The sequence below is a fragment of the Bacillus cereus group sp. BceL062 genome, assembly GCF_051780025.1.
GTDB classification, from domain to species: domain Bacteria; phylum Bacillota; class Bacilli; order Bacillales; family Bacillaceae_G; genus Bacillus_A; species Bacillus_A toyonensis.
The window spans coordinates 277,160-298,719 of sequence record NZ_JBPWGY010000001.1 but is presented as its reverse complement, the minus strand read 5'-3'; the positions used below and the strand labels follow the sequence as shown (position 1 = coordinate 298,719).

The following is a 21,560-nucleotide window of genomic DNA, read 5'->3' as shown; positions in this document are numbered from 1 at the left end:
CGAAGTGCGCTTCATCTTTTTCTTCCGCACTAGGCTCACACCATCCCTAGCTCGCTTTCCTTCTGAAAAAGACTACTCTCTTCATCACAGACAGTATATTTAATTAATTATTGCTTATTATACATCTTTTCAAACAATTAGCAAGGGTCAATTACGCCAAAATGAAACTTTGCACTTTTTCTTTTGTATACGTGAAAATTATGTTTTTCAAATCTAGTACTACGGAAATGGTCTTTCAGAACGACACGCTTTCTCGCCACACGCTTCGCTTCCGCAATTGTTTCATCAGTAATATCATGATACAAAGCGAAGTGTTTTAATCCTTTAATTCCATCTGATTCTATGACAGTTTCTTCAAACATCGGATCAAGGTAAACAACGTCATAACTATTATCCTCACATTGCGTTAAAAAAGCGAAATGCTCTGTTTGCTTTACATGGATTCTTTGCATTGCCTTATCGATTTCAGCAACTGATGAAGACCATGTTTGCAAACCTTTTTCCATTATGTAAGCCATATATTCGTTACCTTCAAGTCCTGTTACCTTTCCACTTTCACCAACAATATAGCTAGCTACAATACTATCTGATGCCATGCCGAGCGTACAATCTAGCACTGTCATTCCTCTCGCTAATTGGGCAGCTTGTACAAACGGATCGTGTTCTCCGCGCATTAACCTTTTCACACGAAACATTGCTGAGTTTGGATGAAAGAAAAACGACTCTTCCGTACCTTCAGGGTAAATAGCTAATCGGTTCTTCCCTACGACAAGCACATCCTGTTCATATTTCTCATGCAGTTTGTGCACAGGTATATCATTGCGTATAACGAAAGAACTATTTAATTCTGTCGCTATTTTTTTTGCATAAGATGTCATTTCTTTATTTGTTCGTCCTGCTGTTGTTACTATCATTATGTCACCTCTATATAAAGAAAAGAGGGAGATTTACTCTCCCCCTTCTTTAGCAATTCTTTTCGAAAGCTTGTTCTAAGTTCGTAATAATTTCGTCCATAGTTGCACCTTCAATTTCATGACGGTGAATGAAGTGAACAACTTCTTTTCCTTTTAATAATGCCATAGATGGTGAAGATGGAGGGATTTCTCCGAAGTATTCACGCATTTTTGCAGTAGCATCTTTATCTTGACCTGCAAATACAGTTACAAGATGGTCAGGTTGTTTTTCAGCACGAACAACTGCTTGGCCTGCTGATGGACGCGCTAAACCAGCTGCACAACCACAAACTGAGTTTACAACTACTAAAGTTGTACCTGATGCATTCTCCATAAATTCTGTAACAGATTCTTCTGTAGTTAATTCTTCAAATCCAGAACGCACTAATTCTTGACGCATTGGAATTACCATTTGGCGCATGTATTCTTCATAAGCATTTGACATCTTATATCTCTCCTTCAACTTTCATTCCAAATTCATCATATCACGCTCTATTAATAGGTGCAAAAGAAAGATAGTGACGTTTTCATTTTTTTGAAGGGATTTCACAAACCCCACCGCGGCAATGCCCGACTGGGACAAGTTTTCTATTGTTAGCGATATAATCGTATACTTTGCTTCCAAACCCAAGTACGATAGATAATTTTATAAAAGGCACTGCAAACCAATAAGATGGAACGGCCTTCACTAATACGTTTATGCTATGAATTCCGTCATACCATTTATTATTTTTAAAAATATACATCCTTTCTTCCATCTTACTTTGTAGTTCTTGAGAAAGCTCATACTTCTTAACTACATCATCATCTCGAAATGAAACAAATGTCATTTTACCCTTTTTATCTAATTTCTTCGTACGCTCTGCCACTGCAGTACACATCGGACACCAACTATCATAGAAAACAATCATATATTATTCCCCTTTACGAGATTCCGTCATTTGTTTCCATACAGAACCTTTCGCTTCTTCGCCACCTTCAATACGCTCTAATGCAAGACGAGCTTGCATCGCTACTTCAAACTCTGGATCATCTTGCGCTGCTTTTAATGCCGGAATCGCACTTTCATCTCCAAGTTCAAATAAGAACATAGCTGCACGCCAGCGTACTAATTTACTTGGGTCTTTCAGCGATTTAATCATAACGAACATCGCTGCTGGGTCACCTACGTCTGATAAGCAGTCCCCTGCAGTACGACGAACACTTACTGAACGATCTAATAACGCTTTATATAATAACGGTAATACTTCATCACCTTTTACCATACCTAAATAAGCTGTTGCTATGCGGCGGATAGATACTTTTTCATCGTCTAACGCCATTTTCAACACTAGAATATCCTCTTCAGTAGGATCCATTTGCTCTAAAGCTGCAAAACGGTTTTTCCAGTCAGAGTCTTTCATCATCTCTTCTGTTACTTTATATGGCTCACGCTTTTGAATCGTTACTTCAACTGCCCCAGCCTGATCTAATAATTCTTTAACTGTTTCATTTACACGTTCTTCTGAATAAGCAGCAACAATTTCTTCTACTACTTCTTTCCCGATTTCTTCAAAATTACCGTAACGTGTACTTTGCTCTACCCATTTACGCTCTTTCACAACGTTAGGTGCAGACATTTGCACTTTCATGATTGATTCTTTAAAACGATCAGGTAAACCAACACGCTCTTCCGTCGTTCCATCTGTTAACTTCACTTGCATCGGAATTGTAAAGAACATTTGAATAAATACTTTCACTTCTCCAAAGTGAGAAAGTTGCTGTTCTTCGCTTTCTTCTACTACTTCTTCACCGAAAACGGCACGAACTTGTTGTAATAAAACTTTCCAATCATACTTCGCATTACGCTCGACTGCTAAAAAGTCTGCTACATGATACACACCTTTAATGCCTTCAATTTTCAAAATTTCTTGTACTTGCACCGGTGCTTGTTCTACATTTTCATTTGTATAATTATTACGTGCTCCTGATGGTAGTACTTCATTCAAAATAACTTTCATTGTATTTGGACTTGGCGTCGGTTCAATTGCTTTAATTTTCACGTAAAATAACTCTCCTTTATTGCTTGTTCTTAGCTGTATTGTAACATGTTATCACTCTATACTCCTACTCGGATGCTTAATTTCACTACTTTCTCCCCGCTACCATACTATTTCATTCCTTTTTTACATTTCAAATTAGGAACGAAATTTTAAAACCGTTCGCTTCCGATAAGTTTTATTTTAAGGAGAGAATTTGTTATCTTTTCCCTACATAAAAAGAGGTATCTATATCCTAGTTAGATCATTCATTTTAAAGTGAAGTGCAGTTAATAAATAAAGCTCTGGAGGATACTACTAAAAAAGAAGAACGATTTATATATAAAAACGTTCATACGAATGCGCTCTGAGGGACTTGTTGTTGGAGAATTGATTTCTGAAGACATTTTGATTGTGAATGTTCCGAAAGATGAATTAATGGAATTGCTTAGAGTGATAGAAAGAAAAAAGGCGAACCCTTTATGAGATTAAGGGGTGCGCCTTTTTTTGTTACCGATAATTTCACATTATGTCAACTATATTTGTATATGATATACATCATCATGGTGTTAGCAAGCAAAAGTATATTCTTCATTTCTGAAAACAGTAGATGGAAGATTGTGACCTTCTGAGTCTGCTAAGAAAGAATACACAAGAACATCCTCAACATCATCTTTATTTCCTCTAATGATGACGTCAAGAAAATCTTCTATATGGAATTCTGGAGTAAACAACACAATCTTAGATGTTCTGTTTGGTCCTAAAGAAACAATAGTACGAGAGATTTCAACTAATTCATTTTGCGTTGGGAAAAAAGTGTTTGGACTTCTCTTAACAATTACCGTCACATTACTAGTATGACAGCGTGAATCATTGTTTAACATAATATTGAGAGCAGTTGGAATAATACCATTCTCAGAAACCGGAACTCGAAAAACCCCAGTAGATTTATGAGCCATATAATCACATCCTTTCAAAATAAAATATTCTTAACAATATAGTAGATGCAAGAAAAGTTCATTTTGATAGGGGCAAATTATGTGATTAATATGCACATAATTATCTTCAATATTAATAAATCAATGATTCAAAAGATTAACAAGTACCGTGAAAAATGTGGAATAGAACCAATCTAATAATCCCACTTCAATGAGTAACCATTTCCAGAGGAATCTTTCAATATTCAGTATAAAAAATTTTAAATTAATAATTTTCGTTAGCGTGTTTTTCTTCAAAATTGCTGACAGTACCCCTTCTTTAAATTTATTAAAATACTTTCCACAATTTTTTCCGAAGCTATTACTTAAAATCCCCTTTTATTACGATGCCCCCTTCCTCCTTCTCTCCAAAAAGGTAATACTCTCAATCACAACTTCAGTTCTATATATTTTCTTTCCTTTTTCATCATCGTAATTATTCGTATGAATACGCCCTGTAATTCCAACAAGTGATCCCTTCGTACAATATTCTGTTACATTTTCAGCTGCTCTTCGCCAAACGACACAATTTATAAAATCTGCTTGTTGTTCACCTAAACTATTTCGAAATACTCTATTCACTGCAACACATATTCGTGCATAAGCGACGCCTTGTTTTGTGTAGTATAATTCTGGATCCTTTGTCAATCTACCGATTAATACAACTCGATTCATCATAAGTTATACCACCTCGCATGTTTTTCTTCATTGTAAAGAAAAATGTGTGAAGGGTAAAAAGGATAAAATTATATATTTCTAAAGTAAAAAGGATTACTTTGCATATAAAAAAGCAAAAAAAAAACCTACATATTATGAACATGTAAGGTTTCAAGATATATTATATTTCACTGCAAGAGATGTAATACCCTCCGCGAGCCATCTTTATTTCAGCGTTAAACAATGCATCGTCTAAGTAGAATGTAATCGGTTTAACTTTACTCTCAAATTTTAGTAGTTCATTACATTCAGTTGCATACCCTTCAATGGCTGAAATAATGCATTCTGCTGACGGATATGTTAAAGCATCATCTAGTTCTATGAAAAAACTTTTAGAAAATAGTTTTTTCATAATCCCTTTCTTCTCTTTCATCATATTCCATCCCCTTCCATTCAAACTTCTAACATCCACATTATACCATTCATTCAATTTATCTTTGAAAATAAAAAAATCCTGCACATTTCATGCAGGATTTTTTCATTAGTCATTTTTCGTAAAGTAAGAAACGAAACGAAGAATTTCTAAGTATAACCATACTAGAGTCATCATTAGACCCATTGCACTGTACCATTCCATATATTTTGGAGCTTGGCTACGTGCACCGCTTTCGATTAAATCGAAATCTAGTAATAAATTTAATGCAGCAACTACAATAACAACCGCACTAATGATAATACCGATTGTACCGCCCTGGTGAATATATGGAACAGTTACACCGAACATATTTAATAAGAATACGATTAAATACATAACCATAATTCCCATTGTCGCTGCAATTACACCCGTACGGAATTTATCAGTTACCTTTACAACGCGTGTTGCATATAAAACTAACATTGCAAATAGAATTGAAATTGTAAGTAATACAGCGTTTAAAACGATAGAATCGCCAAATTTCATTGTATAAACTGCTGAAATACTTCCTAATACAACTCCTTCTACCGCCGCATAAATTGGCGCCCCAATTGGTGCCATTCGCGGGAAGAAGATAGATGCAAATGCGATGATTGCCGCAATTACTAATGCACCAATTAACACTGGCATTTTCATCGTACCCTGCATCATCTGTATGTATGAATAGACAGACGTTGCAAGTAGCAAGATAAGCATGATAAACGTTTTGCCTACTGTTCCGCCAATAGTCATCGCAGAAGCGCTTGCTCCCTCTTTACGAAATGCCTCTTTTTTCAACATTGGATTAGATGTTCTCATTTTTTCCCTCCTAAAATAGGTTCTACCAATAGTGTAAAGTTTTTCTCTTTACTTTTCAATATATGCAGCTTGTTTTTATTTTAATCCTTCAACGATATCTGATAGTTCACTCCATCTTTCCATCGTTTTTTCTAGCTCTTCTTCTGTTTTCTGCTGTGCTTCAGATAATTCTTGTGCCTTTGTGAAGTCAGATCCAACTTTCGCAAGTTCTTCTCCAATTGACTCAATTTTCTCTTCTAGTTCGGCAATTGTATCTTCAATTGTTTCCCATTCACGCTGCTCATTGTACGAAAGTTTACGTTTACGTTGTTGTTTTGGAGCTGCTTCTACTACTTTTTTCTCTTTTTGAACTTCCGCTTTCTCAATAAGTTCTTTCGTTTTTTCCATTTCTAAATAATCTGTATAACTACCTAGGAACTCACGCACTTCTCCTCCGCCAGTAAAGATGAACAGTTCATCTACTACTTTATCTAAGAAGTAACGGTCATGCGATACAGTTAAAACGACACCTGGGAAATCTTCTAAATAATCTTCTAGTACTGTTAATGTTTGTGTATCTAGATCATTCGTAGGTTCATCAAGTAATAGTACGTTTGGTTCCCCCATTAAAATACGTAATAAATATAAACGTCTTCTTTCACCACCAGATAGTTTACCAAGCGGTGTACCATGTGAATGCGTCGGGAATAAGAAACGTTCTAACATTTGAGATGCACCAATTACTTTTCCATCTGTTGTATGAATAACTTCTGCAATCTCTTTAATGTATTCAATCATACGCTGATTTAAATTCATCTCTTCATTTTCTTGCGTATAATAAGCAACTTTTACAGTTTGTCCTACTTCAACTTCACCACTATCAGGAGATAACTTGCCTGCAAGCATATTTAATAGAGAAGATTTCCCGCTTCCATTCGCCCCAATAATTCCGATACGATCGCCTGGTTTCACAATATGATTAAAATTATGTAATACCGTCTTATCGCCAAATTTTTTCGTTACATCTTTTAACTCAAGTACTTTCTTTCCTAAACGACTTCCACTTAGTGCAATATCAACTGACTGTTTTGCAGCTGGCCCTTCTTGTTCCTTTAACTCATCAAAACGCTGAATACGCGCCTTTTGTTTCGTAGAACGGGCTTTTGCACCACGGCGAATCCAAGCAAGTTCACGACGATATAAATTTTGGCGTTTAGATTCTTGTGCCAATTCTTGCTCTTCACGAAGTGCTTTCGCTTCTAAAAATGTACTATAGTTTCCTTCGTAGCTATATAGTTTACCATTATCTAATTCAAAAATACGATTCGTCACACGATCTAAGAAATAACGATCATGGGTTACAAGTAATACCGCCCCTGTATATCTTGCTAAATATTCTTCTAACCATTCAACTGTCTCATGGTCAAGATGGTTCGTAGGCTCGTCTAAAATTAATAAATCAGGTGTTTCAATAAAACATTGTGCCATTGCGATACGTTTTTTCTGTCCACCAGATAAATTCCCAACAGTTGCAGTGAAATCTGTAATTCCTAATTTCGTTAGAAGAGATTTCGCATTTGCATTTGCTTCCCATGCACTCATTGCATCCATACGTTGCTGCACTGCAAATAATTGTTCCTGTACTTTTTCATTACTTGGATCTTTTTCAATATTTAATAGTGCTTTTTCATAATCACGAAGAAGACGAATTAAAGGTGTATCACCATGGAACACTTGCTCTAATACTGTTAGTTTTTCATCAAACTCTGGTTGCTGTGATAAATAACTAATGGTATATCCGCGTGAATGCGTCATTTCACCTGTATCAGGAGTTTCTAACCCTGCAATAATTTTTAATAATGTTGATTTACCAGTACCGTTTACACCAATAATTCCGACACGTTGTCCTTCTGTAATACTACATGATAATCCATCAAATAACGGTTTTTCTCCGTATGATTTCGATAAGTTCTCCACAGTTAACATTTTCATATTTGTGCATTCCACTCTTTCATAAATTGTTCTATAAACTGTTCCATATAACGATGACGAACTTCAGCTTCTTGTTTTGCTGCGTTCGTATTCATTAAGTCTTTTAATTTTAAAAGTTTTTCATAAAAATGATTTAAAGATGGATCGTTATTTTTTCTATACTCTTCTTTCGTCATTACTTCACGCGGCGGAATTGTTGGATCATACATTAATCTCCCTTTCGCTCCGCCATATGCAAATGTACGTGCAATCCCAATTGCTCCAAGGGCATCTAAACGGTCTGCATCTTGAACAATTTTCCCTTCAACTGACTCAACTGCGCCGCCATGCCCACCCTTATAAGACATATTGGCGATGATATGAAGAATATGTTTACTTTCTTCCTCATCTACATGTAACTCTTCTAACCAATCAGAAACTTTTTTCATTCCTGCTTCTTCACTTTCATTTAACTTTTCATCTGCCACATCGTGAAGTAATGCTGCCATTTCAATTATAAAACGATTTCCTCCTTCTTGCTCGGATAAAGAAATCGCCAGTTTATGTACGCGCTCAATATGATACCAATCATGCCCACTCGCATCTTTTTCTAAAATATTTTTTACAAAAGTAATTGTTTTTTTAATCTTTTCTTGTTTTGTCATTTTATCTTCACCCAGTTTCTTATTGTAACACGCCCGCCTTTTTTCATCACATATTTTCTTGTCCGCCCATACACTAGGTGGTAGGCATCATCATGAAGGAGGAATAAACATGTTCTATAATAATCAACCGCCTTATCCACAACAACCATTTTACCCTCAGCAACCGGAACAAAGATATACAGAACAATATGAGGAACAAGAATTACAACAGCCAGAACAACAATACGAACAAAATCCATACGCTACACCGCAAGCTCAAGAACAACAAAATCCATACGACACACGTTCAAATTATGAATATCCTCAAAATCCATATGCAGCACCGCAAACTCAAGAACAACAAAATCCATATGACACACGTCCAAATTATGAATATCCTCAAAATCCATATGCAGCACCGCAAACTCAAGAACAACAAAATCCATATGCAGCACCGCAAACTCAAGAACAACAAAATCCATATGTAACTCAGCCACAACAACCACAATACCAACAACAAATGTATCAACCCAACTACGACGCACGTGTCTCACCACCTAAACCACCAACAATTGATCCAATGCAACCACAAATTTTACCACCAGGTCCGACTTTAGATATTACACAACCACAAATTTTACCACCTGGTCCTATTACAGAACCGACTCAACAACAAATTCAACAAGTTGTCGGTACACAATTTTTACCTTTAAAGAAACCTGTATTAGATTTCGTAAAACCTTGGGTAGATTATGGTTTAAATGAAGCGAAACATACTTCACATAAACACGCTTTAACAGAAGTCGCTGCGATTATGTTTTTAGTTGGAAAAGGATATAACCCAACAATTGCTCATTATATCGTAGAATCTTGGGAGAAGAATGAGCAATTTTAGAATTGTTCATTTTATATTATATAAAACTACAAAAGTGTCACAAGTGCCTGTCATACAAGCATTTGCGACACTTTTTATTAACTACACTAATGCTTATTACTAAAAATTCAACTTTAAAATATAAATAAAAAAAGAAAAGGACGATTTCTATCGCACTTTTCAAATCACATCCTATAAAGGCACTCTATTAGGATCTTCTCTTTCTAGGACCTACAATTAATTTAATTGCTGTTCTTTCTTGATTATTGATAGAAATCTCTTGAAATGCTGGAACAAAAGCCAAATCAACACCACTTGGAGCAACAAATCCTCTTGCAATCGCAATTGCTTTAATTGCTTGATTTAAAGAACCTGCCCCAATTACTTGGATTTCCACATTGCCATTTGCTCTTAGTACACCTGCTATTGCACCTGCAACTGAATTTGGACTTGATTTTGAAGATACCTTTAATATATTTTCCATGTAAGTTGCTCCCTCTATTATTTAATAGCTCTTTCGTTACAGTTTTAAATATTTCAACGTATCTTTAACTATTATTCACACCAAAAGCAAACAATGCTTCCTATGTAAATGAATTCGATACCTTTCGTCTTCTTCCTGCCCAACTGCACAAATAAAAAGTAACGAATAAAAACTCTAATATACAAATGTTTAAATAGGAACAATTCGCTAAACGACAACATTATCGCACCCAAAAATAACAATGCTACTTTTTCAGGTGCAATTCGTATAATAAGCGTTTCATCAATACTTCAATTTATTTAGAACTTCAGTTCATTTTTCTACCAAATTATTAATTTTTTCATCTTCAAAAATCGTTATACATATTATTCTAATAAACTACATTTCACCATTTGAGTGCTTTATATTTCAAATCTACCACCTTATACAGGACAGGCATACATGCCAATAGTAATTCATTTACATATACTACTATGCATCTTACATTTATTAATCATTAGGAGGTAATATATTGGGTTCATACTATCGTTCTTCAAGCTCGTATAAAAGATGTTCCTGTCATTCTTCTTCCAGTTCATCTAAAAAATGTTCCTGCCACGATTCACATAAACCATCAAAGCCAGCTTACGGTACTTTCTGGCAAACTGAGTTTATAACTGTTCCTTTTGGTGGTTCTTTCCCATTCAATCACGCTGGGCCAAAAGCAGGAGGAGTTTCTTTACTAAATCCGACTACTATACATTTTAGTCAAGCTGGTGACTATAGAGTTTCTTTCATTTCAAGTATTAACACTACTTTAAATCCAGTATTTCCACATATTCCAGTCATAACTATATTTTTAAATAACAATCCACTTGCTAATAGTCAAGGTGATTTCGCTCTTCAAATGAATACTTCATCAAATAACGAATGCCTTCAACTAGTTGGTGAAACTATTGTTACGGTACCAGCTAATTCCACTCTTCAACTCAAAAATAATAGTGCATTTAATAATCAAAGTATTGTAACTTGTGATAATGGAATAAACTCAGTTGAATTAACAGTTACAAAACTAAGTTAATAATACTCCATCAGATTTAGATGCTATTTCAGCATCTTTTTTTATAAAGTTTTGTTTTTTCCGCTTCCTATCATCTCTTTTATAGAACGTAAACCCCTATTTCATTATTCTGTTAACCTAATACATAAAAAAAATTGCCGTCCCCTTCTAACATAAGGTTTCGGCAATTTCATATCAAAACCTATTTACTTTTACTTCTCCACATAAACCGACTTAACAATCGTACGATTATAAGGTTGTCCTTCTTTATTCATCCCTTTTATATCCATCGTAACGTTATATACCCCTGGTTGCTTTATGTCCTTCAAAGCACCTGTAAATGTATTTGTATTAACATTTTGTAATTCATTAAATTCAGAGACTAGCTTCCCTTCTTTATTAACAACTCTTACTGTTATGGAAAGATCTCCTTTCATTTCAGGTGCCGCAGGTGATTTTTTCAGTTTATACTCTGATTTGTTTATTTTGACTTTTGTTGGCATTTGAAGAACGAATGGCGCGCCACTTTTGTGATCGCTTACAATTAAGTATGCATCTTTCGACTGCTTCGCCATCATTTTAACTCTCCATTCTCCTACGTCCATTTTGTCAAATTTAAATGTACTAATTGTTGCCCCATTAAAGAAAGATTCACCTTCACCAGTAGTTATCGTACTATCTTTATTTGTATACACTTTTCCTTTTGGAGATATTAGTTGTATTTCTACATCAGAAGCAGCTGTTAATACAGAAACTATTCCTTCTGCCTTTTTATCAACCGCCACAGCTTGCTCTATCCACTGATTTTGTGGCAATTCTCCCCCTAAAATATTTTGATTAGAAGTTGTATTTAATTGCTCTATATTTTCTTCTGAACTATTACTTGGTGCTACTAAAGGTGGCACGCCTACATTTGCAGTACGTAAATATGGTTCAATTCGTGCGAAAACAGCTGATCCTTTTCGTATATTGTCATGATCAAATTTAGAATCTGTAAATAAATGTGTGCCATATGGTAGCTTAGCACTCCATTCATTTACTAATCCATCATTCGAGCCGTACGATGACAAATATAATCCGCCCATAGATAACGCAGAAAATACTGGTCCCCAGCTAGTCCCAGTAGCCGTATAGTAACGGTTTAATTTAACTGCTGGATTATTATCTATCGTTGAACGAAATTTTGCCATTTCCCCTATCTGTAACGCGTACGTACCATCATCTTTTTGACCTAATATAGAAGCAAGCCAACCTGCCCACCAACTATATGATAAATCCGCTAAATTTGAGCCGTGATGTGGTGTCGCAAGTGTAATAACATTCCCAACAAATCGATTCGCACCATATCCAACTAATGCCGCTTGTGTATCTATACCACCTTTACTATGCGCTACAATAGTAACCTTTTTACCGAAATGATTATATATTTCTTCCAGTTTTTGTGCTAACAATTTTCCGTTGTCCCACTGACTAGCCGATCCTTTCCCTGCCGCATCATATAATTGAATAAATACCGTTTGATATCCCGCTTTCAAAGCATAGTCATACATATCATTTATATCGTGATATACAGTCTTTCCATACCAACTATCCGCATTACCATTTCTGCCTTGTACAAAGAGAATTGGAGGCTTATTCTCATCATAATTAGTTGGTTTTTGTCCTAAAAACCAATCGCCAGGTGTAAATACTTCTGTATCAGGAAACCCCTTTCCAAGCTCTTTTACAACTTCTGCCCTTACATTTGTGCTAATCGATGGAGCCATGATAAAAAATATAATTAGTAAGGCAACACATCTTCTCATTAATCGCATGTTACTCCCCCCACTTTTTTTGAAAGAAGGTGCTCTTTGTAATAATTTATATTTTCTCCCTTAATAATAGCTAATCTTTTTATTTGAAAAAGATGTTAGCCCTATATTCAGGTGATTACTCGTACACCCTCTTCCTTAACTCACGTTATTCTCTTCGTTTCCATCTCTTCCTTTTGAGTAAACACGACAAAAAAATTTCTCAATAATTGTTAACTTCACTACATCAAGATGTTTTTCAAATCATGATTGTTTATATAAAGCATACAAATCTTGAAAAAATTTTAGTAAAAAAACATTTTATTACTAATTAGTTATTTAAAAACATAATGAAGATATGTATTTTCTTTTCATTACATACAAACGAATTTAAAAGGAGCTTGTATTGTAAGACTTTCCTATGACTAAATATTTAACTGAAATTTCAAAATATAAAATCATATTTCCAGAAACATATATTATGATAATTTTCGCAGACTTGAATTAAGTTTTTAGAAGTACTAACCTATCGGTAAGCAGAAGAAAATTCTGTAAAAAGAAAGGAGAATGCTTTATGATGACCAATTTACAAAAGGAATTTTTTAAACGATTAAAAATTCCCGCAAAAGAACTAACATTTGATGATTTAGATGAAGTCCTCTTAAAAATGGGAATGATTTTCCCCTATGAAAATCTTGATATTATGGCTGGTACTATTAAAAACATTTCAAAAAATAACTTAGTAGAAAAGTTACTTATTCAAAAACGAGGCGGTCTTTGTTATGAATTAAATTCCTTATTGTATTACTTTTTAATTGATTGTGGGTTTCAAGTATACAAAGTAGCTGGTACTGTATACGATCTTTACGATAATAAATGGAAACCTGATGATGGTCATGTCATTATCATTTTAAGTCATGATCATACAGATTATATTGTGGATGCAGGTTTTGCATCTCATCTCCCTTTACATCCAGTCCCTTTTAATGGCGAAATCATATCTTCTCAAACGGGAGAATATCGAATTTACAAACGAAATACCCGAAAAGGTACACATATTTTAGAAATGCGAAAAGGCGCAAACGGCGAATCTACAAGTTTCTTACAATCTGAACCTTCAAACGAATGGAAAATAGGCTATGCTTTCACTATAGATCCAATAGATGAGAAAAAAGTGAATAACATTCAAAAAGTAATTGTAGAGCATAACGAATCGCCTTTTAATAAAGGGGCTATCACTTGTAAATTAACTGATTATGGTCACATATCATTAACGAAAAAAAATTATACAGAAACCTTTAAAGGCACAAAAAATAAACGACCAATAGGTTCTAAAGAATATGCTCGCATTCTTCGTGAATCTTTTGGAATCACTCAAGAGAAATATGTAGGAAAAATATTAGAAAGAGGCTAGTTGATTAAAAATATTTCATAATAAAGCAGATTCTATATATAGAATCTGCTTTATTTTATAATTTTTTATAGCGTAATTCCTTATCAGTGTTACTCTTTTAAAAGACTAGTATTATTAAGCATTTCTTTTTGTGCCATGTATTACTTACATTTCAATTATATACTCATCATCATATTTATCGTATTGTAGCCCTGCTCCTATTTTTGATTCCGTAACTTGATCCCTTAAAAACGGTGCGGCTTCCATTTTGCTAGTTGCAATTTCAATTCCATATTTTTTCGTTAAATGAGCTAACTCTATTAAAAACCACTCTCTTCGCAATGAAACTGGAATATCTAATGTTCTTCTTTTCATATATAATAGCACCTCTTTTATTTTCATAACTTAAAAGAATATCACTTATCAAAACTATCGTTCATCACAAACGCCAATGAAACATTATAGTATATGCATGTCCATTTTAAACGTGCTAATATAAAACACCATTATAGTTTACATAAAATAATTATGTAATAGTAGAAAGAGGAGGCTTGTCCTCCTCTTTCTACTATAGAGATTTAAATTAAGAACATCTTGGTACACCAAAAGCTAAAAATAATGCTGCTACTCCTGCTGTAATCGGTACTTTTAACGTAATTACATCGTCTACCTTCGTTACTAAAAAGTACGCATTACCTTCTTGTAATATACAATTCACTAACAATTGAAATTCCATTCAAATCTCCTCCTTTCAATCGATATACTATAATTTATGAAATCTCTTTAAAAAAGTAATAGGAAATATATACATTTTTCCTTATATGCAAATTAATTGTTTAAATGTCTATTAAAAATATCAATTTTCGAAATTTATATAAAACGTGTATTATCCAATAAGTTCCTATATAATCAATAGAGAAAATCTTACAAATAGAGGTATGAAAATGGCTATTTTGAGTAATATTGGTGGCGTATTACTTCTATTTGCTTTTATTCTTTTAATCTTATGTATCCTTTTCCTTCTTTAAGAAAAATGGAAAAACAAAACAATATGGTCGTCCTACCGTTATCCTTTTTATAATTTCTATTGTATTAATAATGACCGGTACAACAAAATCTGAACACCCAGTTATCGAATTTTTTACTTTGGCGTTGTATATCTTCCAACTCATTAAAGATTGGAATAACACTTTCTAATTTCTTTTTATCGATACGTTCATTTACAAGGTCCCGTCCTAACATTGAAATGAATGTACCAATTATAACCGCTTGTGCTGGTTTAGCTAATTTGGCTTTATCCATCCTTCATCCCTCCAAAATAAAAAGCACCCGAATGGACGCTTTTTCATTAAGTATTACATTTGCATTTCAATCATGGTAAATGAAGTTTTATTCTTCTTTCAATCACCTAATCTTATTTACATTTATCTGTTTCAGCAATATTAAGTAACTAAAAGAAGAGCAAAACCCTTCTCCGTTTATACAATGTAAATTGCAATTGAATGTGAAATGAAGAACAACCATTCATCCAGTCTGCAACCATCGCCACCAGTTATGAAGATCCATTTTCAGAGGAATTTTATGAGCAATGTTTTCGTCCACTTCTCACAATACAAATATATCACGTTAACTCCAAAACGACCGGCACATTTACTGCAAAAAAGCGGTCACGAATCTGCCACCTTTCTTTAATTGATTGTAGCTCTTATTCTATTAAGTAATGAATCTTTTAATTCCCTCTCATCTTTCCAAACAATATGGCTATATTGTCTAGTATCAAAATGCAGATTTGCTAAGTCATTTTCCCTGCAAGTCCATATTACAGGTTTACCAAGTCCCATTGCATATCCGGCTTCAAAATAGACTTCACCTCTATGTTCAGTAAAATCTGCAATTATAAATTTACTTCGTCTTATTTTAACTATAATCTCATCATCGATTTTGTTATTGTGTTCCACTTTATCAATTCGAATAGGCTCATAACCTGCTTCTTTTACAGCCGTTGCAATTGCATTCTTATATAGACTATCCATTTTTGGACTAAACGACATAGCGACAAACACCTGCTTAGTATCCGCTTCTCTTCCCTTTTCTAATTCTGCAATACGATTCCACCCTTTTGCTGTAACTGTAATATGTGCAGGAAAATCTGCTGCAGATAGCTTAGATATCTCAATTAATTCGTCCTGAAATAATTGGTTCGCTATATATTTCATTTCCAACAAATGAACACTCTGTACAAAAAATAGAGATTTATCTGATTCACGAATATATAATGGGTCACCTGGAAATTTTGACAATTTAGCTAAGTTTATTAATGACTCATCCAATCTATCAGAAGCACTATCTGGATATTCACTTAATAGATCCGCTAAAAGATAAATAGGATACGGAAATTCTGAAAGATTTTCATCTGGTCGATTAAGAAAAATCATTATTTTTCCCACCCCTCTAATGTTTCTCTTTCTTAAAATTGCAGAAAGTTTTCTCTTCTGCTCTACATTTAATTCGATTCTCGCTTCTTCAATCATGGAAAATGTGCCACAATTCTCACATTTATATTGCTCTGCACGTCCCCCTCCCACTCCTACTAATTGGGGTTCCTCAATAGAGTTTTGACAAACTGGACATCTTTCCCTCATCACAACCACCACTTTCTTGTTTATAGCATAATATTAACATATAAATAATTGACTTACCCTTATCTTATATTGTGTGTAACTGATTCTATCACTGAATCCCTTGCTATCATTAATTTTATTTAACTTTCTCTTTTGAGTTACACAGTACAAAATTTATGAGTAACTGTATAGGGAGGGATACCACCAGCATTTTTCAAAATAACCTACGCTATGCGGAAACATAAAATAAAGCTGCCCATATGGACAGCTTATTTACATAATTCTCGTTATTGGGAGTTGCTTTTTGTTTTATTTTTTCTCACTAATTTTAAGCCGTTTTACATTTATGAAGAATGCGCTCCCAATTGTGAATATAACGGAAGAGATATACATTGTTATACCTGAATATTCATTATTGAATATTGTAGTATTAAGTAAATTAATAAACATCATCAATATAAGTGATATGTACAATCCATTAATATACTTCACTTATGCCCCCCCTTACTTTTTTCTTTTCCCTTTCATCCCTTTTTTCGGCAACTCCTATGTAATAAATAGTGGCTTCTAAAGGTATTATTCAGAACTTCATTTTCCCTATTTTACCATTTAAAAGAGGCGACATGTTGTTTGATTTTAGTTGTATATTATATACATGTAAGGTTAACATAACGTCTCATTATTGGAAGTGAAATGTGCTTATACATCCAGGCTGTTGATGATAGCTAATATTTGATGATCTGTCCATTTTCCATTAATCTTTACATTTTCTTTAGCTATACCTTCTTTTTTAAATCCTACTTTTTCTAATACACGAATAGATGCTATATTGCTAGGCATAGCTCCTGCTTCAATTCTATGTAGTTTTAATTCTCTAAATGCAAAGTCTACAACAAGTCGAAGAGCCTCTGTTGTATAGCCCCTTGAATTATGCTCCCTATCTAAGGTAAACCCCGTATAACAGCTTTGGGCCGGATCCCTAGCAATTTGAGTTAATGAAATGTCTCCGATAAGTTTATCTGTTGCTTTTAAAAAGATTCCAAAAGCGTAAACTTGATCTTCAGCTTTCTTTTTTAATGCTCGTTCAATGCGTATTTTTTGATGTTCTTCTGTATAAAAGACTTCTGGGAGTAATGGACAAACTCGTTGAAAAAATTCGCGATTTCTAGAGTGTAAGTTAGCTAACTCGCTCGCGTCAGAAATTTTGTAAAGTCGAAGATATATTTGCTGTCCTACGATTTTCATAAAAAACCTCCGATATCCTTTTAATACAATTTTATTCTCGTCAAATCTTATAAATTCCTTTTTTATATTATATTCATGTTAAGCTAACATGACGTCTCATTATCGATAACAAGGAAAGGTGGCCCATCCTCTGATAAAGGAATTTCCTTTTTTTGTTCTACAGATTTATGCATTATTTTATACATTCCTATCCTGACGCAGTTTTTCGGGTTCTCTTTTGTTACCGAATTATCCAAAAAACTGTATAATTTTTGTATGCTCTTAGCATGGGGGTTTTCAAAAACGATGACGGTACCCCTAGATTTAAAAAGAAAAAAGCAATGATTCGATTTCAAACCTAGTCATTGCTTTATCTATTGCATCTTGATTTACACCTATATAACGTAACATGACCTTCTCTGAAGAGTGATTGAATATCTCTATGATTAATGTGCTATGTTTTTCGTTTGCATGTACATATGGTACCCTTACGTCTTTCTTAGCGTATGTGTTCTATTTCATCTAAACTAAACTCTGCTGCGGCTATACTTAATATCTTATATGCCATACTACGAACGATAGGACGATTGTTTCATTGTCTACTTTGTAATAGGTATTCATGATCTTCTCTTTCTTCTATAAACCATTTCAGTTCTCTTTTTAATACTGCAGTATTTTGAATACGTTTTTGTTTTCCTGTTTTCTTTTCCTTCATAGAGATATGACTCCTTTTTACATCTCCTACCTTCAATTTTAAAATGTCAGAGATTCTCAAGCCTGTATTCATTCCCATAATGAATAAAATATAATTTCGTGCACACTTCTCCTTAAAATACTCTTTTAGCTGCTGTATTTCTTCTGGATCACGTATCTGCTAAACAAAATTCATTATTCATTACCTCCAGTTTCTTCAGTCTCATATACTTCTAATCTAAGAGCAAAAGCTAATTTATAAAAAGCACTAGATCTATTTCGTCTATACGTACGCTCACTCATACCAACATTTGCTAAAGCAATATCTTCTGCTGGCTTCCCTACCATATTTGTTGGACCATGATATCTTACCTCGCTAGATGCTGTAACCTTCATCTCATTTCTAATCATCCCAAATTGTCTATAAATACGAACATTTTCAAGAATCTCTTCTAAACGAGCCTGCGTTGCTTTGCGATCAATTTTAGGTAAAAAAGTTAATTGCGCCATATATAAAAACACCCCTTATATATTTTGTTAATAAAAACAAAAAAGCGGACACCGAACTACAGAGCAATATTACTAATGCTCTTATAGTTCGATGTCCGCTGATTCTTCCAGTAGGACTATATTTATAGATATTGTTATATCATTTTCTCATATTTTAGTGATTTTCTTATTAGAAAAAGATTATTTTGTAACAAATTTATAAAATCCATCTTCATTGAGCACTTTATATCTAAAAGGATTAATCATGAAAATTTTGGAATACATATTACTTAGATTGGTTGGATTGCATTATTCAGAACATGGTGGGCTATATTCTTTCATTGAGTTTTTTTAAATCTCAACATCCATTATAATTGTTAAAGAAAACTTTTTAGATCAAGTAGCATATTATACTAGATAAGGATATATTCCACAAAATTTTGAAAGGAGGACTCTTTATGAATACAACTTTAATTTCCCATTTCTACAATGAAGAGTATCTACTCCCATGGTGGTTAATGCACCACACAAAATTATTTGATCATGGTATTCTTATTAATCGTGGGTCTACTGATCGCTCGGTTGAAATATGTAAATTATTTGCACCTCATTGGGAAATCCGTGATTCAAAAGTATTAGAGTTTGATGCCGTATTAGTTGATCAAGAAGTAATGAACATAGAAAAAGAAATTACGGGCTGGAAAATGGTGTTGAATACCACTGAATTCCTTTGCTGTTCTAATAAAGAAGAGTTTTTTTCATCACTTACTAAATTAAAAAGAAAAATGTATTCCATTAGAACTATTTTAATGGTAGATGACCCTATGCATGCCTACACTAAACCGAGATATGGAATTCCACTCGTCAAACAACGTTTTCATGGAATAGTAATTCAGCCTGTGCCTCTTACCATTTATAGCGGCGGTAGATTAATTCACAATTATTCCCATGGTAACTATTCAGTAGGAAGACATAACTCGTTCTATTCGTTTACTATTTACAAGTATCCTGCTTTCATTTTAAAGTTCTTTTACAGTCCATGGAACAGCGCTATGAAGGACCGAAAACTACAGATTGGTCCTACTCTTTCTAAACATAGCACCCAGAATGGTTTGGGTACTCACCATCTTGTAACACTAGCTAAATTAGAAGAAAATTACATACACTACGCAAACTTAACTAGCGATCTTCGATTAATGCCAGAATATCAATTGTTATTTCCAGATTTATGTTTTCCAAATTAATTATTGTATCTATAAATCAACACAATCCATAATTATTCAAATAACTTTTCATGGCTTATTTTCATATATTCAGTATTCCCTCCATACAATAAGAAAAGTATACAAAGTGAATGGAGGTTAAATGTGCTTATCACAAATATTTATGATTTTATAGCCAAGTACGGGCGTCCCCCTCACTTTCACAAAGATTTCCCTTTAATCTTATTTTGGAGCCAAAAAAGCGGCTGCACTTCACTCGCATATTGGTTCTTTTATCACATTAATTTGTTTAAAGAAGTTGTAAAATATAGCCCATTTGTTCATAACTATGAATTTGAAATTTATAAAAATTCCATACCATATTTCACTGATTTAGCCAACGCATTACAAGCAAAAGAAAAAGACACGTATAAATTGGTAAGAAACCCTTTCAAAAGAGCTGTAAGTTCCTTTATTTCTCTTATACCAGCGCCATATTACGAATCCACTGAGTGGAAGCCAATCCGTCGTTATCTTTATGGTGATGAATCTTGCAATAAAAAGATTTCCTTTAAACTGTATTTATATTATTTAAAAGCGCATGCACCAAATTTTGAAGGTGTAAACCCACACTTCACACCTCAATATATACAAGGAGAAGAAGAGTTCGTTACAAATTACATTTACCTTGAAAAATTCTCTACCCATCTGTCTGTCTTAGAAGATAAACATTGTTTAAAAAAATCTCCATTAAACGGATTAATAAACTCGTGGCATCACCAAAGTAATCTAGCAAATTACAAAGGTAACTATGCAGATGGTGATATTACAGATCCCTTATTCCCAAGGCATCCGACCTATGATAGTTTTTATGATGAAGAAACGATTCAATTAGTTGAAGATATCTTCAAAGAAGATTTCACTACTTACAAATATCCCTCAACATTACTTTAAAATATAAACATTTTCCTTATCATAAATTCATAATTATTACAGAGAAACTTAAGCCACCTACTTAAATTTCCTCATAATACTCCTGCAAATTGAAGTTGGGCACTATTCTAATAGTGCTCTTTTTAATGAATTTCAATTTTCAAAATATCCCTATTAAGTCCCCCTCCGAAATAACTATTTTGTTCGACTTTCTATTAAGCTCTTTTTTTAATAAACCTTACAAATTCGTAATACTATTGTCACCTAAATAGATAGTTAATTGGTTAATTCTGGTTTAATATAACAGACTGTTAGATTGATTAAATAAAACATTATTGATAGGTGT

General features: G+C 33.8%; 24 protein-coding genes, 2 pseudogenes and 1 other annotated feature (1 of these 27 cut by a window edge). Of the genes and pseudogenes, 6 read left to right on the top strand and 20 right to left on the bottom strand.

What is annotated here, in order from left to right; translation table 11 throughout:
* Window positions 1-97, bottom strand: a binding site (T-box leader); it reaches 118 nt to the left of the window's first position.
* Between the two features lie 40 nt (window positions 98-137).
* The 10 genes from ACS2MN_RS01525 to ACS2MN_RS01480 all read right to left on the bottom strand — a co-directional run bounded on the left by ACS2MN_RS01525 (window position 138) and on the right by ACS2MN_RS01480 (window position 8,493).
* On the bottom strand, window positions 138-914 hold the full coding sequence (locus tag ACS2MN_RS01525; RefSeq protein WP_198130567.1) for a class I SAM-dependent methyltransferase: 777 nt from the start codon (window positions 912-914) through the stop codon (window positions 138-140).
* Between the two features lie 49 nt (window positions 915-963).
* Window positions 964-1,398 carry a BrxA/BrxB family bacilliredoxin gene (locus ACS2MN_RS01520; protein ID WP_000063715.1) on the bottom strand — a complete coding sequence of 145 codons (435 nt, stop codon included), beginning with the start codon at window positions 1,396-1,398 and terminating at the stop codon, window positions 964-966.
* Window positions 1,399-1,480: 82 nt separating this feature from the next.
* Window positions 1,481-1,864, bottom strand: coding sequence for a thiol-disulfide oxidoreductase DCC family protein (locus ACS2MN_RS01515; RefSeq protein ID WP_000634895.1), 384 nt, complete (start codon window positions 1,862-1,864; stop codon window positions 1,481-1,483).
* A 3-nt stretch (window positions 1,865-1,867) separates the two neighbouring features.
* Window positions 1,868-2,995 carry a conserved virulence factor C family protein gene (locus ACS2MN_RS01510; protein WP_000692598.1) on the bottom strand — a complete coding sequence of 376 codons (1,128 nt, stop codon included), beginning with the start codon at window positions 2,993-2,995 and terminating at the stop codon, window positions 1,868-1,870.
* A 545-nt stretch (window positions 2,996-3,540) separates the two neighbouring features.
* Entirely contained in the window at window positions 3,541-3,930 is a 390-nt protein-coding gene (locus tag ACS2MN_RS01505) for a hypothetical protein (RefSeq protein ID WP_000940649.1), read from the bottom strand.
* A gap of 360 nt (window positions 3,931-4,290) precedes the next feature.
* Window positions 4,291-4,626 (bottom strand): single-stranded DNA-binding protein, encoded by a 336-nt coding sequence (locus tag ACS2MN_RS01500; RefSeq protein ID WP_000982004.1) that lies wholly within the window; start codon window positions 4,624-4,626, stop codon window positions 4,291-4,293.
* Between the two features lie 160 nt (window positions 4,627-4,786).
* Window positions 4,787-5,041, bottom strand: a complete 255-nt coding sequence (locus tag ACS2MN_RS01495) for a DUF4318 domain-containing protein (protein ID WP_000975119.1) — start codon at window positions 5,039-5,041, stop codon at window positions 4,787-4,789.
* A 105-nt stretch (window positions 5,042-5,146) separates the two neighbouring features.
* Window positions 5,147-5,878, bottom strand: a complete 732-nt coding sequence (locus ACS2MN_RS01490; RefSeq protein ID WP_001260657.1) for a Bax inhibitor-1/YccA family protein — start codon at window positions 5,876-5,878, stop codon at window positions 5,147-5,149.
* Between the two features lie 75 nt (window positions 5,879-5,953).
* Window positions 5,954-7,849: an ABC-F family ATP-binding cassette domain-containing protein gene (locus ACS2MN_RS01485; RefSeq protein WP_000783187.1), complete on the bottom strand. Its 1,896-nt coding sequence runs from the start codon at window positions 7,847-7,849 to the stop codon at window positions 5,954-5,956.
* A complete protein-coding gene (locus tag ACS2MN_RS01480; protein WP_000165952.1) occupies window positions 7,846-8,493 on the bottom strand; it encodes an HD domain-containing protein in 648 nt (215 codons plus the stop codon). The genes ACS2MN_RS01485 and ACS2MN_RS01480 overlap by 4 nt, the downstream gene beginning before the upstream one ends.
* A 109-nt stretch (window positions 8,494-8,602) precedes the next feature.
* Here ACS2MN_RS01480 and ACS2MN_RS01475 point away from each other — a divergent pair, with 109 nt between their 5' ends.
* Window positions 8,603-9,367 carry a hypothetical protein gene (locus ACS2MN_RS01475; protein ID WP_346994258.1) on the top strand — a complete coding sequence of 255 codons (765 nt, stop codon included), beginning with the start codon at window positions 8,603-8,605 and terminating at the stop codon, window positions 9,365-9,367.
* A 187-nt stretch (window positions 9,368-9,554) separates the two neighbouring features.
* On the opposite strand, the gene ACS2MN_RS01470 is transcribed toward ACS2MN_RS01475, so the two are convergent.
* A complete protein-coding gene (locus ACS2MN_RS01470) occupies window positions 9,555-9,830 on the bottom strand; it encodes a stage V sporulation protein S (RefSeq protein ID WP_000427795.1) in 276 nt (91 codons plus the stop codon).
* 511 nt (window positions 9,831-10,341) lie between these two features.
* On the opposite strand from ACS2MN_RS01470, the gene ACS2MN_RS01465 reads away from it, so the two are divergent.
* Window positions 10,342-10,890, top strand: a complete 549-nt coding sequence (locus tag ACS2MN_RS01465; protein ID WP_000536169.1) for a hypothetical protein — start codon at window positions 10,342-10,344, stop codon at window positions 10,888-10,890.
* Between the two features lie 191 nt (window positions 10,891-11,081).
* Here the strand turns inward: ACS2MN_RS01465 and ACS2MN_RS01460 are convergent, their stop codons facing one another.
* The gene (locus tag ACS2MN_RS01460; protein ID WP_087950082.1) at window positions 11,082-12,683 is read right to left on the bottom strand and encodes an esterase/lipase family protein; all 1,602 of its coding nucleotides are present in this window, start codon (window positions 12,681-12,683) and stop codon (window positions 11,082-11,084) included.
* Between the two features lie 550 nt (window positions 12,684-13,233).
* Between ACS2MN_RS01460 and ACS2MN_RS01455 the strand changes: the two genes are divergently transcribed.
* Complete coding sequence (locus tag ACS2MN_RS01455; protein ID WP_000988912.1) at window positions 13,234-14,073, top strand: arylamine N-acetyltransferase family protein; 840 nt, start codon at window positions 13,234-13,236, stop codon at window positions 14,071-14,073.
* Window positions 14,074-14,217: 144 nt separating this feature from the next.
* Here ACS2MN_RS01455 and ACS2MN_RS01450 read toward each other — a convergent pair whose 3' ends face one another.
* Together ACS2MN_RS01450 and exsG are read right to left on the bottom strand one after the other, a co-directional pair.
* Window positions 14,218-14,427, bottom strand: coding sequence for a hypothetical protein (locus ACS2MN_RS01450; protein ID WP_000830258.1), 210 nt, complete (start codon window positions 14,425-14,427; stop codon window positions 14,218-14,220).
* 208 nt (window positions 14,428-14,635) lie between these two features.
* Window positions 14,636-14,788, bottom strand: coding sequence for an exosporium protein ExsG (exsG, locus tag ACS2MN_RS01445; RefSeq protein WP_000395673.1), 153 nt, complete (start codon window positions 14,786-14,788; stop codon window positions 14,636-14,638).
* 208 nt (window positions 14,789-14,996) lie between these two features.
* Between exsG and ACS2MN_RS01440 the strand changes: the two are divergent.
* Window positions 14,997-15,225: pseudogene (locus ACS2MN_RS01440) on the top strand (excalibur calcium-binding domain-containing protein); the annotation flags it as partial.
* Here the strand turns inward: ACS2MN_RS01440 and ACS2MN_RS01435 are convergent.
* The 6 genes and pseudogenes from ACS2MN_RS01435 to ACS2MN_RS01410 form a co-directional block, all read right to left on the bottom strand.
* Complete coding sequence (locus ACS2MN_RS01435) at window positions 15,145-15,354, bottom strand: hypothetical protein (protein ID WP_000356389.1); 210 nt, start codon at window positions 15,352-15,354, stop codon at window positions 15,145-15,147. The pseudogene ACS2MN_RS01440 and the gene ACS2MN_RS01435 overlap by 81 nt on opposite strands.
* Window positions 15,355-15,740: 386 nt before the next feature.
* Window positions 15,741-16,694 (bottom strand): hypothetical protein, encoded by a 954-nt coding sequence (locus ACS2MN_RS01430; RefSeq protein ID WP_088056021.1) that lies wholly within the window; start codon window positions 16,692-16,694, stop codon window positions 15,741-15,743.
* Window positions 16,695-16,982: 288 nt separating this feature from the next.
* Entirely contained in the window at window positions 16,983-17,165 is a 183-nt protein-coding gene (locus ACS2MN_RS01425; protein ID WP_000875170.1) for a hypothetical protein, read from the bottom strand.
* Window positions 17,166-17,372: 207 nt separating this feature from the next.
* The gene (locus ACS2MN_RS01420; protein WP_000706289.1) at window positions 17,373-17,918 is read right to left on the bottom strand and encodes a GNAT family N-acetyltransferase; all 546 of its coding nucleotides are present in this window, start codon (window positions 17,916-17,918) and stop codon (window positions 17,373-17,375) included.
* A gap of 303 nt (window positions 17,919-18,221) precedes the next feature.
* A pseudogene (locus ACS2MN_RS01415) lies at window positions 18,222-18,768 on the bottom strand (tyrosine-type recombinase/integrase).
* 17 nt (window positions 18,769-18,785) lie between these two features.
* The gene (locus ACS2MN_RS01410; RefSeq protein WP_000068012.1) at window positions 18,786-19,100 is read right to left on the bottom strand and encodes a hypothetical protein; all 315 of its coding nucleotides are present in this window, start codon (window positions 19,098-19,100) and stop codon (window positions 18,786-18,788) included.
* Between the two features lie 437 nt (window positions 19,101-19,537).
* Between ACS2MN_RS01410 and ACS2MN_RS01405 the strand changes: the two genes are divergently transcribed.
* Both ACS2MN_RS01405 and ACS2MN_RS01400 read left to right on the top strand, forming a co-directional pair.
* Window positions 19,538-20,323 (top strand): glycosyltransferase family 2 protein, encoded by a 786-nt coding sequence (locus ACS2MN_RS01405; RefSeq protein WP_001098391.1) that lies wholly within the window; start codon window positions 19,538-19,540, stop codon window positions 20,321-20,323.
* A gap of 123 nt (window positions 20,324-20,446) precedes the next feature.
* Window positions 20,447-21,235 carry a sulfotransferase family 2 domain-containing protein gene (locus ACS2MN_RS01400; RefSeq protein ID WP_000909243.1) on the top strand — a complete coding sequence of 263 codons (789 nt, stop codon included), beginning with the start codon at window positions 20,447-20,449 and terminating at the stop codon, window positions 21,233-21,235.
* Window positions 21,236-21,560: the final 325 nt, after the last annotated feature.